Here is a 14,298-nt window from a genome sequence, read left to right as displayed (position 1 = left end):
GTAGATATTCAATCCTCAAATACCTTTCTTGCTTCTTCAATCTGCTGGATGCCTGTTTCGAGTATTTTCATTTGCAACAACGTTTCTTCATCTTTAACGATTTTTTCTGCGCCGTTGATCAATGTTTCGTAAATCCCTTCATACACACGACGATAATCACCGACTTCAGAAACGACTTTCTCTTCATGATAAGTTCCTTCTTCATCCATGTACGTCAATACGCCGTAGTGTTCGGGTTGATCAATACCAAAATCTGCATTTTCAGGCATATAGAACATTTTTAAGTGTTCTTCTTGACGGTCTTTCGTCTGTTTGACGAACATCCCTTTTTTGCCATAGACGACAAAGCTTGGTCGTTCTTTGATACGGAAATAACTAGATTTGATGGAAACTTTCATACGGCCATAGTAAAAGTCTAAATCGAAGTAATCATTCATCCGTCCAGTGCCTAATAATTGGCGGACATCATAATGGATATCATCTGGTTCACCAAAGTAAGAAAGCACCTGATCAACGGTATGACAAGCATGACCATAAAGGTAGCTATTTGCCACTGAAAATTCTGTTGTATTCTCTGGGATTTCTGGGCGGAAATAGTCATAGTGCATCTCCAGTTCTAAAATATCACCTAACTTACCGCTTTCAATGACTTTTTGGACCGTCAAAAAGTCTGAATCAAAGCGACGATTTTGGTAACATTGAATAAACAAGCCTTTTTCATTTGCTAAGTCAAATAATTCTTTCGCCTCTTTTGAATTTTCGGCGAATGGTTTTTCGACTAAAACGTTCTTACCGTTTTCTAAAGCAAGCTTTGCATATTCTGCATGAAACTGACTGGGGGTCGTGATGACGACTAATTGGATCTCAGGATCTTCCCACAAATCAGACAACTGATTGGTATATTCGATGTCATCAAATGTTTCCCATGCCGGTGCCGATGGTGAGAATATTTTTTTGACCTTGATTTTGTCTGGTAGTCTTCTTGAGAACGGTAAGTGATAGCGATTGGTACTTTTGCCATTGCCTAAGTATGCGATTGTTAACATGTCGTTTCCTCCTACTTTCGATTCGTTTCTTATTTTTAAGTATAAGACAGAATGAAAAAAAGAGAATCGTTTCTTGTTTTTTTGGCAAAAATGTTCAAAGAAACTGACAGAAGGGCATGATTTCTGAAAAAGATGTTCAATATTAAAGTACTGTAAAAAGAAGTGGTTATTTTTCGAGTTATTCAGTAAGATAGATTGTGAGGTGTTGTGTATGCTTATTGAAGAGAAATTAGTGTCACAGAAAACATTTACGACAAATGAAAAACGGATCGCAGACTATCTACGATTGAACCGAGAAGCAGCTGTTTATATGACGATCGAAGAGCTTGCAAAGGAGACCTACACCTCCCACTCGGCCATCATCCGATTTTGTAAAAAGCTCGGTTATAGTGGATTTAAAGAATTTCGTTTTGAATTAGGTCGAGAAGTCCATCAGTTGGTTGCCCAGTTCAATCAAGTGATCGATCCCAATTTTCCTTTTACCGTCGAAGATGATGCGAAGATGATTGCCAAAAAAATGGCAGACTTATCGATTCAAGCAATAAAAAAAGCGCAATTTCAAATTGAAGATCAATCGTTAGAAAAAATTGCGACTGTCTTGAACCAAGCGGAACGCATCTTTTTATTTGCGAAAGGAGATTCGCAAATAACCGCACGGAAATTCCAAAATAAATTAGTGAAATTGAATAAGTTCTTGATCTTAGCGGAAGAATATAGCGATTCATCTTGGAATGCGGCTAATTTAACGAAGAATGATTGTGCCATCTTTATTAGCTATAGTGGGCGCATCCATCATTATGAACGGATTCTTACTTATCTAACCCATATCGGAGCGCCTAGTCTATTGATTACAGGAAATGAACAGTCTGAAATGGCAAAAAAAGCAGCGATGCGGCTAGTCGTTTCCCAGGAAGAATATGATTTTGCGAAAGTAGCCACCTTTTCTTCTCAAATTGCCTTTGACTACGTCTTAAATACCTTGTACTCCTTGATGTATGCCCAAAACTATCAAGAAAATTTATTGAACTTGAAAGAAAAACAAGAATTGATCCAAAAAGGACTGTTAAAGGAGTACAAAAAGCAAGAGCTGTAGCAATTATAAATAACCTAAAGACAGAAGCGCTAATTCTCCTGTCTTTAGGCTATTTATCTGGAGCAAAAATACTTCTTAAAATTGATGATTGATCGCTTGTATGAATTTAAATTGACGATCGCTATACGCAAATTCTAAAATGCAGCAATTTGCAAATTTTATCTTAGCCACTTGTTCATAAGGCAACCATTTTTGGATGAATAAGTACATCGCACCACCGTGGCTAACTGCTAAAACGTTTTGATGGTCTTTTTCCATAATATCGGTCAAGGTCGCGTTCATTCTTTGTTGCAGCTCTTTTGCAGACTCGCCACCATATGGGACAAACGAATCGCCATAGGAAGTTTCCCCAACTGGTCTTTTCGGATTCAAGGCTTCACTTTCCCCTTCAAATCGCCCAAAATTCCATTCTTTTAACCCTTTACTCCGCTGGTATTCCTTTTGTCCGATAATGATCTCTAACGTATCGGATGCTCGTTCTTGGGTCGATGAATAATACGCATCTAAAGGGATTTGATTGGTCTGGAAATATTCTCTCGCCACTTCTGCTTGTCTGATTCCCGCTTCTGTCAAAGGAGAGTCACAAGCGCCTTGGATTTTGCCTAATTGATTGAACAACGTTTGACCATGCCGCATAAGATAAAGTTTTTTCATCACGAGTCCTCCATATCGATTTGTGTATGTATGTTCACTTTTTAGTATAGCCTCTGGAGTGAACTCTAAGTCAATAGGAAAATCTCCTTTTCGATAAGTTTGTGACGAAAATAAGCGCCTCTTTCCAAATACAGAATAAATCTGTGGAAGGAGACGCTTATTTTCGTATGCTTACTTTCTATTGTTCATTCGCATTCTTGCTTTTTATCCCTATTTCTAACCATTTGACTTTATAGCGAAAATCTTCGATCAGTTCTTCTGCGGTCCATTGGTTGACCATATAATCGGTCAAAGAATTCATGACAAGAGCCATCACGAAATATAAAAAGCTGAGCGCTTCTTCTGTTGTGTCCATGCTGATCTGGTTGATTTTCAATAAATCCAGCCATTGTTGGACCATAGACGAATCGTGGTTAGTAGGTAAACGTTTTGATGAACCAAGGTCACTCGCTCGGGTCAGTAATTTGATCGAACGCCAATAAGGACTATCCTTGCTTAATCCACCACACCAAGCAAGGTATTCTTCGATGCCTAAGAAAAAGTGATCTCGATTTCGATTGATCGATGCAATGATATCTCCGTGGACTCGATTGGAGTAGTTTCGTACAGTAAATGTGTATGCATCTTCCAAATCCTGGAAATATTTATAAAATGCACCGCGGGACATTTCCATGGCTTCAACGATTTCGGAGACTTTGACTTGGCTGATGTGCCGATCATAAAATTTATCGAGTAAAATCTCTAAGATCCATTGCTGCTTTTCTTTAGAAATGTTAAAAAAAGTCTCTTTCGGCATAAGCATTCTCCCTTACTGCTTACTCTGTGATTGATTGCTCTGTCAAATAACCGTCTTCCATGCGATAGACACGATCGCTCCATTGGATCATTCGAGAATCATGTGTGACCATGACCGTGGCTTTTTGTTTCTCATGTGCTTCTTTCACTAGTAATTTAACAACTTCATATGCATGGTCGGTATCTAAACTTGCTGTCGGTTCGTCTGCTAAAATCAAGCTTGGCTCATTGAACAATGCTCTCGCGATCGCTACACGTTGTCGTTCCCCGCCGGATAGATCTTTCGGATAGCTGTCTTTCAATTCGTAGACATCTAGTGATTTCAGCAGTTCGTCGATTCGTTTGTCCTCTTCTTTTTTCTTAGCGACACGATCAACTAAATAAAATTGTTCTTTGACCTTTAGAAAAGGAATCAAATTCGAACTTTGTAAAATAAAACCAATCTCCTTAAAGCGTAAATCCGCTCGCTTTTTTTCATTTAATTCGGAAAAAGAATGTCCGTTAATGGTTATTTCGCCTGAACTAGGTGTTTGTAAGCCACCAGAGATTGTTAGAAAGGTACTTTTTCCTGAGCCGGAAGGACCAATGATACTAACAAATTCTCCTTGCTTCACTGAAAAATCGATTTCTTTTAGTGCAGTCACTTCTGTACGTCCATTACCAAATTTTTTGACGATCTTTTTCATTGTCAAGATTTCTTTCATTTCATTATCCTCCTATCGCAATTACTGGATCAACTTTAGCGACTGTTCGGATCGAGAACAGACCACCGATCATGGCTACGACGATCAAGATCCCGCTATACAATAGCCATTGCGACCAAATGATGGCAAACGGCATGGCTGCTGGTAAGATCAAGCTAGTCAAGTAAGCCAAGCCGACAGCGAATAGGACACCGACAAAGCCGACAATGAATGCTTGCGCTACTAGTGACCGAGCGATAAATGAATTTCTGATCCCTTGCGCTTTCATCACGCCGAAAATTGCTGTTTTCTGTAAAGTGATCACGTACATAAAGATGCCGACAACAGCTGCAACGACAACGAACAAGAAATAGATCATCGCATTCAATGTCATATTTTGTGCAGAATATCCTGGTAGACTTTGGATAAAGTCTTCAATCGACAATTTTTGCAGTGTTTTTGATCCACCGTCTGTTTGAATGGTGGCTGCTTGTTTGGTGACGATGGCATTGATTGGTTTTTTCTCATCAGAGGCAAACGGTTGATCGCCAAATTTCAGCTGTGTCCATGTATCAAGATCCGTATAAACGACCGGTCCCACGGTATAGTAAGTCTCTGGGAAAATCCCCACGATCGTCAAGTCTTCATCATAGCTACCTATTTTAATTTTTTCGCCGATCGAAAAACCTAGATCAGCCATATTTTTGGAAATAATGATTTCGTTTTTTTGTTTGAACATCTCGCCTTCCAATAAGTCAGGCAATAAAAACGCATCTCTAGTCGTACCGAAGACAGTGATATTTTCCTTTTCTTCTGCCTTGACTGCTCCGCTGAACAAACCAATCGGTGCTTTATCTTTGGCGTCGACCTGATCCACGTCTCCTCTTACTAATTGGGAAGCAGCAAATACTTTATTTGCATCTTCAGACAATACGATTTCTTGTGCTTGCCAGTCAACGATGGCTTTTTTGAACTCTTCGGATAGTCCGCTTGCTAGACCTGTCAACATAAAAACGACATAGGCGATTAAAAACATGATCCCAATGATCAGTCCATAACGCATTTTGGCATAGCGCATTTCTTTTATCGCTAAAAACATTTTTTGATTCCTCCATTTCGATCACTTTGCGAGTGACAAAGTGTCACTGGAGAAAAGTATAGCGCTTGTATCGACCAAAAGTCAATTGCTTGGTTTGCTTATTCAGTTCATAAGATTATTATTTTTTTAAAGAAAAAAACACTGAGAACTGCTTAGCTGGATGCGAGCAATGATTTTCATAGGATGAAAGGAATAAACAAAAAGCGACCGCCAAAATAGTGCTTATTGGCATACTATTTTGGTGGTCGCTATTATTACTTTACCTTACAGATTTAACATTTAAAATCCTCCTGGTCCCATTTGACCAAAGGAGACTGTTTCACCGGATTGAGAGATCGTCATTGAAGTATTTGAGAAAGTGAAAGTCCCTAGATCATTCGCACCACTGACTGTCGGCTGCTCACTAAGACCATTTTCGGCTTCAGTTTGAGTGCTTCCGCCGCTAGCAATAGTATACGTTTCCCCAACCGCAAGCTGTGGTGAGGAGACAACGATTGTTTGATAATTTTTTGATGGTTGATAGGCAAGCACTGCTTCCCCTGCTTCTGATGTGATACTCATCAGTGTATCTGCTTGTTGGACAGTGTCATAACTGATTGCCACCGTTGCCTGAGTGGAACTATCGCTGACGGTTTGCGCCATCCCATTGGAACCAGCTGCCACAAAGGTTCCACCTGTTAAAGTAAAGGTTCCACCGTAATCTAATGCACCGTTGCCGCCATTTACTGGGCCGTCGATCAACATCGTCCCTCCTGACATCTCGATAGTGCCATTGCTATCTAAACCATCACCTTCTGCATTGACATAGACAGTACCACCGTTGATGATCACTTTTTTACTATCATCCGACGCATCGGGTGGTCCGCCAAAGCTGTCAGCGCCAAATTGACCAGTCGTTGTTTCTGTGTCACTACCACCACCAGCATTGATCCCATCATCGCTGGCAGTGACATTTATTTCTCCGTCATTAAAGGTAATGACTGCCGATTCGATTCCTTCATAGGATTGCTGGATCTCGATCATACCGCCATTGAAGGTCAATTCGTTGTCCGTGTGGATGCCGTCATCCCCAGAGCTTAACGTGAGCGTGCCTCCGGTTATTTCCGCAAGATTATTTGTATGGATACTGTCATCTGCACTGTTGATGACATACGTTCCGCTACTGATCAATACGTTGTTACCGGCTTTCATTCCTTTATAACTTTCATTAGTATCTAAATTGGTGCTGTCTGCTCCTTGGGCGGTTTGGATCGTGATTTCTGCTTCTTGGCTATTGATAGCAGTTTCCGCTTGGATACCGTCTCTTCCGCTATTAATCTCGAAAGTCCCACCGTCGATCGCTACATATCCTTTTGTTTCATCTTCTGCGTTGGTCGCTTGGATTCCATCCCCTTCTTCCGTGGTGATTTGATAGTTTCCTCCTTTGATGGCTACCGCATCTTTTCCTTTCAACCCATTATTTTTCGCGTTGATCGTGTAAGTGCCAGATATCAAGATCAAATCATCTTTACTACGAATGCCGTTGCTATAGTTTCCATCGACAGTCAATGCACCGGTTCCGTTGATGGTCAAATCTTCTTTACTGTATAGTGTTGCGTCTGGTTCCGTTTCGTTTTCAGCAAGTGTATAGTTTTCACCATCAGATAAATGATTTTCGGTATTTTCTGCTAGGGTTACTATCGCCTTTTCTGTTTGTTGGATCGCAACAGCCGGCCCGTTAGAATTGGTGATCGTTACACCATTGAAGATAAGATGAACTTTTTCTTCTTTTGGCACATTCACGATCAATTGACCCTCAGTCAGAGTCCCGCTGATCACATAGGTTCCTCCTTGCGTGATCGTTACTTGTTCGTCCACTACTTCGACCCCTTCTCCTGTAACTTCTGTCTTCTCACCTAATTGGATGTCGATGGCAGAACTTTTCTCATAGCTCGTTGTTAAATCTTCTGTCTCATAGGTGCCATAAGTCGTTTGTTGTTCTGTCGTTGTCGCATCAGTAGACAGCGTTGTCGCCGTACTTGCTTCGGACGCGTCTGTACTCGCCTGATTCGAAGAAGTCGAATCTGCTGAAGAACAGGCGGTCAATAATAGGCTGGCGGTAATCAATGAATAGATTTTTTTCATGCGCGTTCCTCCTCTTTATAATTCCTCGCGATTTGTTGCTACTTTGCCTAGTACGATCGGTAAATTGCCATTACGAACGCGGATGTGATCAATGATTTCTTTTTCCTGTTGGTGATCTTTCAATAAGAGGATATAGCGTAATTCATACAGACTGCCCATTGTCGTTGTTCGGACTGAACTGAGGTGATGCGTATACGTGTATTTCTCAAAAATATCAGTAAATAGTTCAGGATAATCTAAATCTTCTGGGATCGTTACTTTCAATTCTCTTTCAGCTACTTTATTCTGATTGCCAAATGGTGAAAGGTACAGTACTAATAAAAAGATTGCGACAATCACTGAAAATATTAGTACATACGTCACATAGCCCATCCCTGTAGCAATCCCGATACCCATTGACCAGAAAATACTCGTGATCTCCCTTGACCCACCAGCGACGGAACGAAAGCGAATCAAGCTGAACGCACCAACAACTGCTAGCCCTGTTCCCAGGTTCCCGTTTACTAGCATGATGACGGATTGAACGAGTATCGGTAAGACTGCAACAGTAACGACAAAACTTTTTGTATAGACATTCCGTTGCATATGGATAAAGGCGACTAATAAACCTAATAGTAGTGAGGTGGCGATACATAGCAATAACTGGAATGGTTGAATAGTCGTACCTGATTCGATCAAACTAGATAACATGTTGATTTTCCTCCTTTGTTTGAATAAATAAATGTCGCTTATACGTTTCTGCGTATTTTGAAAAACTTCCTTTTCTCAGCTGATACGCATTGAGTAACTCGACAAACCACAAAGGATATGCCCCCAGCGCTTTGACTTCCATCAATACGCCAAGCTCTGGTGCGACTAAGTTTTCTTCTCCGGTGATGGCTAGATTTAGATTTGTTTGGCGAAAACGGATGTGTTGATCAAAGGTAACACGAAAGTGAGGATCGTTTTTGCCAAATAGCGACATTCGCTCATAAATGATCAGTGTCTTCGGTGATAAATCCGGATTTTTTCTGAATAACCAATCCACTTCCTGTTGGATCTGTTCATGGTTTTGGCTAGGAAAGTCTTTTGTTTGGAGCCATTTTAGATACTCAGAATAAGTTAGCGGAAGTCTCCTTTTATAGACGATGCCATTGACCTTTTTCTTGATTTCCAAAAAAACGAGCGATGAATCAGTCGGCACCCCATAACTTCGCACCCTGAATTTTTCTTTGTATCTCGGCTTATTCATGGAATTTGTAATAAAACGATCGTCTGCTGTATCAAAGTACAACGATAAGATCGTATGCAACCCGTAATCGTCGATCTGCATCTGTTTTTTCAACTCTTCAATAAACGAATGAAACTGAGTCGTAGTCAATAGGTATTTTGTTTCTTTGCGTTGAAATACATTTTTTAATTTCATTTTCTTTCCTCCTGGTTTTCTTAAGTGATGCCATCTAGCATACAAAGGTTAGCTTAAACGTAACTTAATCCGAAATTTAAGTTTTCTTTATGCTAATCATGGTAAAATCAACACGTATGCTAAAACAATTGAGGTGTAACGTATGATTAAATTATTAGTGATTGAAGATGATCACGTATTGTCGGAGAATATCAAAGAAATCATTTCTGAAATCGGTGAAGTGACCCAAGTCTATGATGGTAGCGAAGGATTATATGAATTAGAATCTGGGGTCTATGATCTAGCAGTCCTTGATTTGATGATCCCTGAAATGAATGGGTATGAAGTATTAGCACAGCTAAGGAAACAGAAAATGATGACCCCTGTGCTGATCTTGACAGCGAAAGATGGCTTAGAAGATAAGATCGAAGGCTTTGAGCGCGGCGCGGATGACTATTTGACCAAGCCCTTTTATCGGGAAGAATTACTGATGCGCATCAAAGCATTATTGAAACGTTCGCTGGGATTATTTAATGAACATTCGTTGGCGTATCAAGAAATCATCTGCGATTTGCACCAAAATACGGTCGAATATAAGAAACAACTTCTACCGATCCAAGGGAAAGAATTTGAACTGCTTGTTTATTTTTTGCAAAATAAAGGGATCATTTTGACAAAAGAACAGATTTTTGACCGTATTTGGGGATTTGATTCAGACACGACGATCACTGTCGTCGAAGTCTATATGAGTAATCTTAGAAAGCATCTACGTGAAACGGGTTTGGACAAGGAAATCAAAACGTTACGTAATGTTGGCTATATCTTGCAGGGAGAGTGATGCTATGACTGACAGTATTTCAAATAGACAACGTAAAAAACTTTTTGCAGCTAACGTGACAGCATTTGCGGTGATCTTTCTTTTGCTTGGCGGAATCATTTTGCAACTATTGAACCAGACCGCCTATCGTGAAACCGATCTGATGTTGAAAAACAGCACGATCAATTCTCGTATGGTGCAATTAGAAATCGAACGGTACCAACAAGGCGATCCTTTCTTAAACGCGCAAATCCCGCCTCGTCAGGCAGACTCGTTACCAGAAGGTGATCGTTTTAATACGCAAGTCATTTTGTGGTCGGCTTCGGGTGAAGTATTGAATAAAGAAACTATCGGCGGACGGTTTAATCAAATCGAAGGAATCAAGCTGGACACCACTCATCTAGACACGATCCAAAATATTGATTTGGGGCAAGATGGACAAGAAACACCCCTTACTTTTCGGTCCATCACCAAAAAAGCAACAAATCAAGGCGAAGTTGCCTATGTCCAAGTGTTAGAAAATACCAATCAAATCAGTTCTTCTTTGCGAACATTCCAAACGATCATGATTCTTTGCATGATTGTTTTCTGGTTAGGTTCCATCGGCGTCAGTTATTATTTATCCAAGCTCAATATGCGTCCGATCCTTGCTTCTTGGCGGCGACAACGAGAATTTGTCGAAAATGCCTCACATGAGTTGCGCACACCTTTGACGATCATCCAAAATAGTTTGGAACATTTATTCACCAAACCGAACCATACGATCATTGATGAATCTGAAAGTATCGCACAAGCATTGTCTGAAACGAGACGTTTGACTGGGTTGACTTCGGACTTGTTGACGTTAGCACGGAATGACTCAAGTCAAGATACACTCACGAAGCAAGAGTTACGTACCAAAGGGTTTATTGCCGAGCTGGTCAAGCCTTTCCAAGAGATGGCAACGATTGATCAAAAAGAATTTCTTTTAGATAATCAAGCAGATATCAACGTTTTAGCAGATTCGAAAAAACTCCATCAAGTCTTAGTGATTTTGTTGGATAACGCACTGAAATATACAAGTACACACGATCAAATCATCGTCACCTCAACGAACACGAACAAAGATTGGGTGATCCATGTCAAAAATACCGGCCCTTCGATCAGCGATGAAGACAAGAAACGGATTTTTGATCGCTTTTACCGAGAGGATCAAGCAAGATCAAAAGAAACTGGCGGTTATGGTCTTGGTTTGGCGATTGCGAAACAATTGATCGAACAACATAAAGGACAATTGACGGTAGCCGATCATCAACCTTTAGGCGTTGATTTTAAAATCCAGCTGCCTATCAAATAAGCGACACTGTTAGATTTAATCACACGTTAAAAGACACTTCGATCAATAGCTGATGCTATGACGAAGTGTTTTTTTATTGGTTTTGTTTTTCGTATTCATTGGCTAATTGTAGTAAAATAAACCTATGGCAAAAAATAATTGATACATTTTGTTGCTTACCTTAAAAGACGAATAAGCAAAAGGTTTGAAGTGATCCTATCGAAAAATTTGACTAGATGCTTCTTCCCTATTCTCAAATAAGAAATGGAGGTTTTTTGCATGGATATGAAAACAAGAAAACAGCTACAAGAAAAATTGAAACAACGGATGCTTCAATTGCCTCCGATCTTCAATGAATTTTTACAAGCAAATCAAAAAAAATTATCGTTGGCTAGTCGCTTTGAGTATGCAAAAGATTTCCATTTATTTACAGACTATTTACGAAAGACGCATAAACAAGAGATTGATGACCAGTTGATCATTCAGTTGGAAAAACAAGTGTATCTAAATTTTTTGAGTGAAGTTTACCTTCATACACGCGCTTTTCATACTGCCGCTTCACAAGAAACACAACAACAATTTAAAAATGGGTATTATGGGATCTCTCGCAAACAGTATGCCTTGAATCATTTTTTACGTTTTTTATATGAAAAAGGTTTGATTGAAAAAGAGATTTCCTTATTAGGAGATAGCTTACCAGAGACGACTGCTCCTGCTCCACGTTATATCGATGCTTCTTTATTAAGCGATTTTGACTCTCTCTTTATTCCTTCAAAAGGATTCAATTCCCCACGAGAAGCACTTTTTGAACGAAAAAACCGTGCAAGAAATCTGGCAATCGTGGCTGTCCTGCTCTATTGTGGCTTGAAGATCCATGAAGTTGTGGAATTAAAGTGGAAAAACATTGATTTAACGAAACAGATTTTGGTTGTTGATCGAAAAGCGAACCGCTTGAATCGAGTACCTATTCCCAATGAAGCACTGCCGATACTCGCAAATTATTATGACCAACATAAAAAAGAATCATCTGGTGAGTCATTTGTTTTCCGCTCTTCTCACGATGAGCAAATCTCTCCTCGAACGATCCGCCAGGTCCTTGAGCGAATCGCTGTGTACAAAAATGTTTCACCGGAATTGTGTCGAAAAACTTTCCGCTATTACACTGAGCTATATTTAGGTGACAAAGATGCTGTGAATTATCTCTGCGGGAATCGCTATGTTCGTTCTCATTCATTTGAAGAAATTTATGAGAAGATGCGTGACTTCTCCTATCGATGACAAACAGGTTGGATCAGAAATATTTATTTTTCAAAGAAGTCGCTTTTGCATTTTTGAGTTCTTAGTGTTGTAAAAAAAGAGCTATAGATGGAGAAAAAACCAGATAAATATTTACTCTTATTTTATGGATGATATAAAAATATTCGGTAGATTTTTAAAGCTTATTACGCCAAATTTAATCGTATGTTTTTCAATCATTCGGCTATCTTATTAACTAAATTTCTCTGTTATTTAGTTTAAGGATGTGCTATCATAATTAAGACTTTGTACATTTATTAACAAATATGTTTATGGAGCGTGAAAGATGGAAACAATCGACTATACCCCACTTAATCTTTATACGAATTTTCAAGAAGCGGCAGAACGAACACCAGATGTCCCAATGATTTTTGATCAAACTTTAGTGGCTTTTCCAGAACTTGGTTCTAAAAGCACTTACAAGGAATGTCATGAGCTAGTGTTGACACGCGCTTATCAACTTGCGAATTTAGGTGTATCACTTGGCGATAAAATCATGATTTACAAAAGTTCTGCTTTTGACACGTACTTGATGGCTGTCGCTGCGTCTTATCTAGGTGCTGTCCCTGTGATGCCTTCTTACCATTTACCAACAAGTACACTTGAAGTATTTGTCGATCGCTTGGAAGATCCTTATATCTTATTCGATGAAGTTACAAGCGAACGTGTGGCAGGAATCACGAATGGCACAAAAAGCAAACAATTAGCTGTCGCTGATTTGATCAAGCAACCAGCCACTCCTGTAGAACAAAAGAAATTAGATAACGATGAGATCTCCTATATGACTCATACTTCAGGTACGACTGGTATCCCTAAATTGATTTGTCACTCTGCTCATTCGATGGGCTGGCGGACAAAATGGCAAAAAACAGTATTTACTAAAATTGCCGAGAAAAAGTTAGTTGCTTTTCATATTTCACCTGTTCATTCTCGATTCAACATCGGTATTTCTTCACTGATGGCAATGGGCTTTCCTATGATGCCGATTGCAGAACCTCAAGGTGAACATGTAGTGAAATTATTATTAGAGAATCCGCCAATTGCTTTAGAGACACATCCGAATAATTTCGTGCAATGGAGCTTTACTGCTAGAGAGCATCCAGAAGCTTTTTCTGGGATTCGCTACTACCACTCTACGTTTGATGCAATCAACAATCAAACAATGGAAGTTTTCCTACAGACATCAGCGACTAAAGATGCGATCTTTTTACAAGTTTACGGACAAAGTGAATGTGGGCCAATGATTTTAAAAGCTCATACGTTAGAAAGCCTAAAAACTAGTGATGCACGTGATATGGGTGTCGGTTTAGGCGACTTGACGAAAGCAAGGATCACTGATGAAGCGGGTAATGAACTACCTGCTAACACAGATGGACACATCCATTTACTCTCAAAAGGTCGTGCATTGACTTATTACAAAGAAGATGCTCGCTTCCAAGAAAACGTGTATGGTGTTTGGTGGGATAGTGGCGACTACGGTTGCATCGATGATGAAGGTCACCTCCATTTGAAAGATCGTCAAGTTGATTTGATCGACACGATCAACAGTACGTTAGCAATCGAAGACTACTTATTAGATTCCTTGGAATTTTTAGCTGAAGTCGTGATCGTTCGTGACAAAGATAATTCACCACAACCAATCATCGCTTTAGCACCTAATCAAGAGATGGATTGGGATCGCTGGTGGAACCAAGTCCATGAATTACCACGATTGAACAAACCGATCTTACGTGCCTATGAAGATATTCCAAGAACCGCAACGATGAAAGTGCAACGTTTGCAAATCGAAAAAGAATTCAAAGAAGCAAATAATTAATGAGCAGTTTGAGCAAGCACCCTTCCTCTATTGAAGAAGGTGCTTGCTTTTTTATGGTTTGATCGCTTTTTAAACTTCAAAAGGAGTTAATTTTTCTTCCCTCTTCTTTCGTTCAAACTTGAATTTTGAATCACAATCATATTTAAAAAATTGGCTGACCTAACAATCTGCCAATT

At 39.7% G+C, this 14,298-nt stretch carries 13 protein-coding genes; 5 read left to right on the top strand and 8 right to left on the bottom strand.

The window, feature by feature from the left end; genetic code table 11:
- Positions 1-8: 8 nt before the first annotated feature.
- On the bottom strand, positions 9-1,046 hold the full coding sequence (locus tag JZO83_RS10730) for a Gfo/Idh/MocA family oxidoreductase (protein WP_207115737.1): 1,038 nt from the start codon (positions 1,044-1,046) through the stop codon (positions 9-11).
- Between the two features lie 211 nt (positions 1,047-1,257).
- Between JZO83_RS10730 and JZO83_RS10725 the strand changes: the two genes are divergently transcribed.
- Positions 1,258-2,139, top strand: a complete 882-nt coding sequence (locus tag JZO83_RS10725; protein WP_207115736.1) for a MurR/RpiR family transcriptional regulator — start codon at positions 1,258-1,260, stop codon at positions 2,137-2,139.
- A 75-nt stretch (positions 2,140-2,214) separates the two neighbouring features.
- On the opposite strand, the gene JZO83_RS10720 is transcribed toward JZO83_RS10725, so the two are convergent.
- The 7 genes from JZO83_RS10720 to JZO83_RS10690 form a co-directional block, all read right to left on the bottom strand.
- Positions 2,215-2,793 (bottom strand): histidine phosphatase family protein, encoded by a 579-nt coding sequence (locus JZO83_RS10720; protein ID WP_206854112.1) that lies wholly within the window; start codon positions 2,791-2,793, stop codon positions 2,215-2,217.
- Between the two features lie 178 nt (positions 2,794-2,971).
- Entirely contained in the window at positions 2,972-3,589 is a 618-nt protein-coding gene (locus tag JZO83_RS10715) for a TetR family transcriptional regulator (RefSeq protein ID WP_207115735.1), read from the bottom strand.
- Between the two features lie 19 nt (positions 3,590-3,608).
- A complete protein-coding gene (locus JZO83_RS10710; protein WP_207115734.1) occupies positions 3,609-4,292 on the bottom strand; it encodes an ABC transporter ATP-binding protein in 684 nt (227 codons plus the stop codon).
- Positions 4,293-4,296: 4 nt separating this feature from the next.
- Positions 4,297-5,370, bottom strand: a complete 1,074-nt coding sequence (locus JZO83_RS10705; RefSeq protein ID WP_207115733.1) for an ABC transporter permease — start codon at positions 5,368-5,370, stop codon at positions 4,297-4,299.
- 279 nt (positions 5,371-5,649) lie between these two features.
- Complete coding sequence (locus tag JZO83_RS10700; RefSeq protein ID WP_207115732.1) at positions 5,650-7,494, bottom strand: carbohydrate-binding domain-containing protein; 1,845 nt, start codon at positions 7,492-7,494, stop codon at positions 5,650-5,652.
- 15 nt (positions 7,495-7,509) lie between these two features.
- Positions 7,510-8,184: a DUF4956 domain-containing protein gene (locus JZO83_RS10695; RefSeq protein ID WP_207115731.1), complete on the bottom strand. Its 675-nt coding sequence runs from the start codon at positions 8,182-8,184 to the stop codon at positions 7,510-7,512.
- Entirely contained in the window at positions 8,174-8,899 is a 726-nt protein-coding gene (locus JZO83_RS10690) for a polyphosphate polymerase domain-containing protein (protein WP_207115730.1), read from the bottom strand. Before JZO83_RS10690 ends, JZO83_RS10695 begins: the two co-directional genes overlap by 11 nt.
- A gap of 142 nt (positions 8,900-9,041) precedes the next feature.
- Here JZO83_RS10690 and JZO83_RS10685 point away from each other — a divergent pair, with 142 nt between their 5' ends.
- The 4 genes from JZO83_RS10685 (at position 9,042) to JZO83_RS10670 (ending at position 14,122) form a co-directional block, all read left to right on the top strand.
- Entirely contained in the window at positions 9,042-9,716 is a 675-nt protein-coding gene (locus JZO83_RS10685) for a response regulator transcription factor (RefSeq protein WP_207115729.1), read from the top strand.
- A 4-nt stretch (positions 9,717-9,720) separates the two neighbouring features.
- Positions 9,721-11,031: a HAMP domain-containing sensor histidine kinase gene (locus JZO83_RS10680; protein ID WP_207115728.1), complete on the top strand. Its 1,311-nt coding sequence runs from the start codon at positions 9,721-9,723 to the stop codon at positions 11,029-11,031.
- Positions 11,032-11,289: 258 nt separating this feature from the next.
- The gene (locus JZO83_RS10675) at positions 11,290-12,288 is read left to right on the top strand and encodes a tyrosine-type recombinase/integrase (protein ID WP_207115727.1); all 999 of its coding nucleotides are present in this window, start codon (positions 11,290-11,292) and stop codon (positions 12,286-12,288) included.
- A 304-nt stretch (positions 12,289-12,592) separates the two neighbouring features.
- Entirely contained in the window at positions 12,593-14,122 is a 1,530-nt protein-coding gene (locus JZO83_RS10670; RefSeq protein ID WP_207115726.1) for an acyl-CoA synthetase, read from the top strand.
- The last annotated feature ends 176 nt before the right edge of the window (positions 14,123-14,298 follow it).

Origin of the sequence: Enterococcus sp. DIV1298c (assembly GCF_017316315.1) — a bacterium.
In the GTDB taxonomy this organism is placed as follows: Bacteria; Bacillota; Bacilli; order Lactobacillales; family Enterococcaceae; genus Enterococcus_B; species Enterococcus_B mangumiae.
The sequence above is the reverse complement of the archived record's forward strand: the minus strand, read 5'-3'. Positions and strand labels throughout refer to the sequence as shown.

Coding starts and splice junctions, on each gene's coding strand:
- JZO83_RS10705 (WP_207115733.1), bottom strand. CDS start 5,370: ATGTTTTTAGCGATAAAAGAAATGCGCTATGCCAAAATGCGTTATGGA.
- JZO83_RS10715 (WP_207115735.1), bottom strand. CDS start 3,589: ATGCCGAAAGAGACTTTTTTTAACATTTCTAAAGAAAAGCAGCAATGG.
- JZO83_RS10700 (WP_207115732.1), bottom strand. CDS start 7,494: ATGAAAAAAATCTATTCATTGATTACCGCCAGCCTATTATTGACCGCC.
- JZO83_RS10685 (WP_207115729.1), top strand. CDS start 9,042: ATGATTAAATTATTAGTGATTGAAGATGATCACGTATTGTCGGAGAAT.
- JZO83_RS10710 (WP_207115734.1), bottom strand. CDS start 4,292: ATGAAAGAAATCTTGACAATGAAAAAGATCGTCAAAAAATTTGGTAAT.
- JZO83_RS10695 (WP_207115731.1), bottom strand. CDS start 8,184: ATGTTATCTAGTTTGATCGAATCAGGTACGACTATTCAACCATTCCAG.
- JZO83_RS10720 (WP_206854112.1), bottom strand. CDS start 2,793: ATGAAAAAACTTTATCTTATGCGGCATGGTCAAACGTTGTTCAATCAA.
- JZO83_RS10690 (WP_207115730.1), bottom strand. CDS start 8,899: ATGAAATTAAAAAATGTATTTCAACGCAAAGAAACAAAATACCTATTG.
- JZO83_RS10670 (WP_207115726.1), top strand. CDS start 12,593: ATGGAAACAATCGACTATACCCCACTTAATCTTTATACGAATTTTCAA.
- JZO83_RS10725 (WP_207115736.1), top strand. CDS start 1,258: ATGCTTATTGAAGAGAAATTAGTGTCACAGAAAACATTTACGACAAAT.
- JZO83_RS10680 (WP_207115728.1), top strand. CDS start 9,721: ATGACTGACAGTATTTCAAATAGACAACGTAAAAAACTTTTTGCAGCT.
- JZO83_RS10675 (WP_207115727.1), top strand. CDS start 11,290: ATGGATATGAAAACAAGAAAACAGCTACAAGAAAAATTGAAACAACGG.
- JZO83_RS10730 (WP_207115737.1), bottom strand. CDS start 1,046: ATGTTAACAATCGCATACTTAGGCAATGGCAAAAGTACCAATCGCTAT.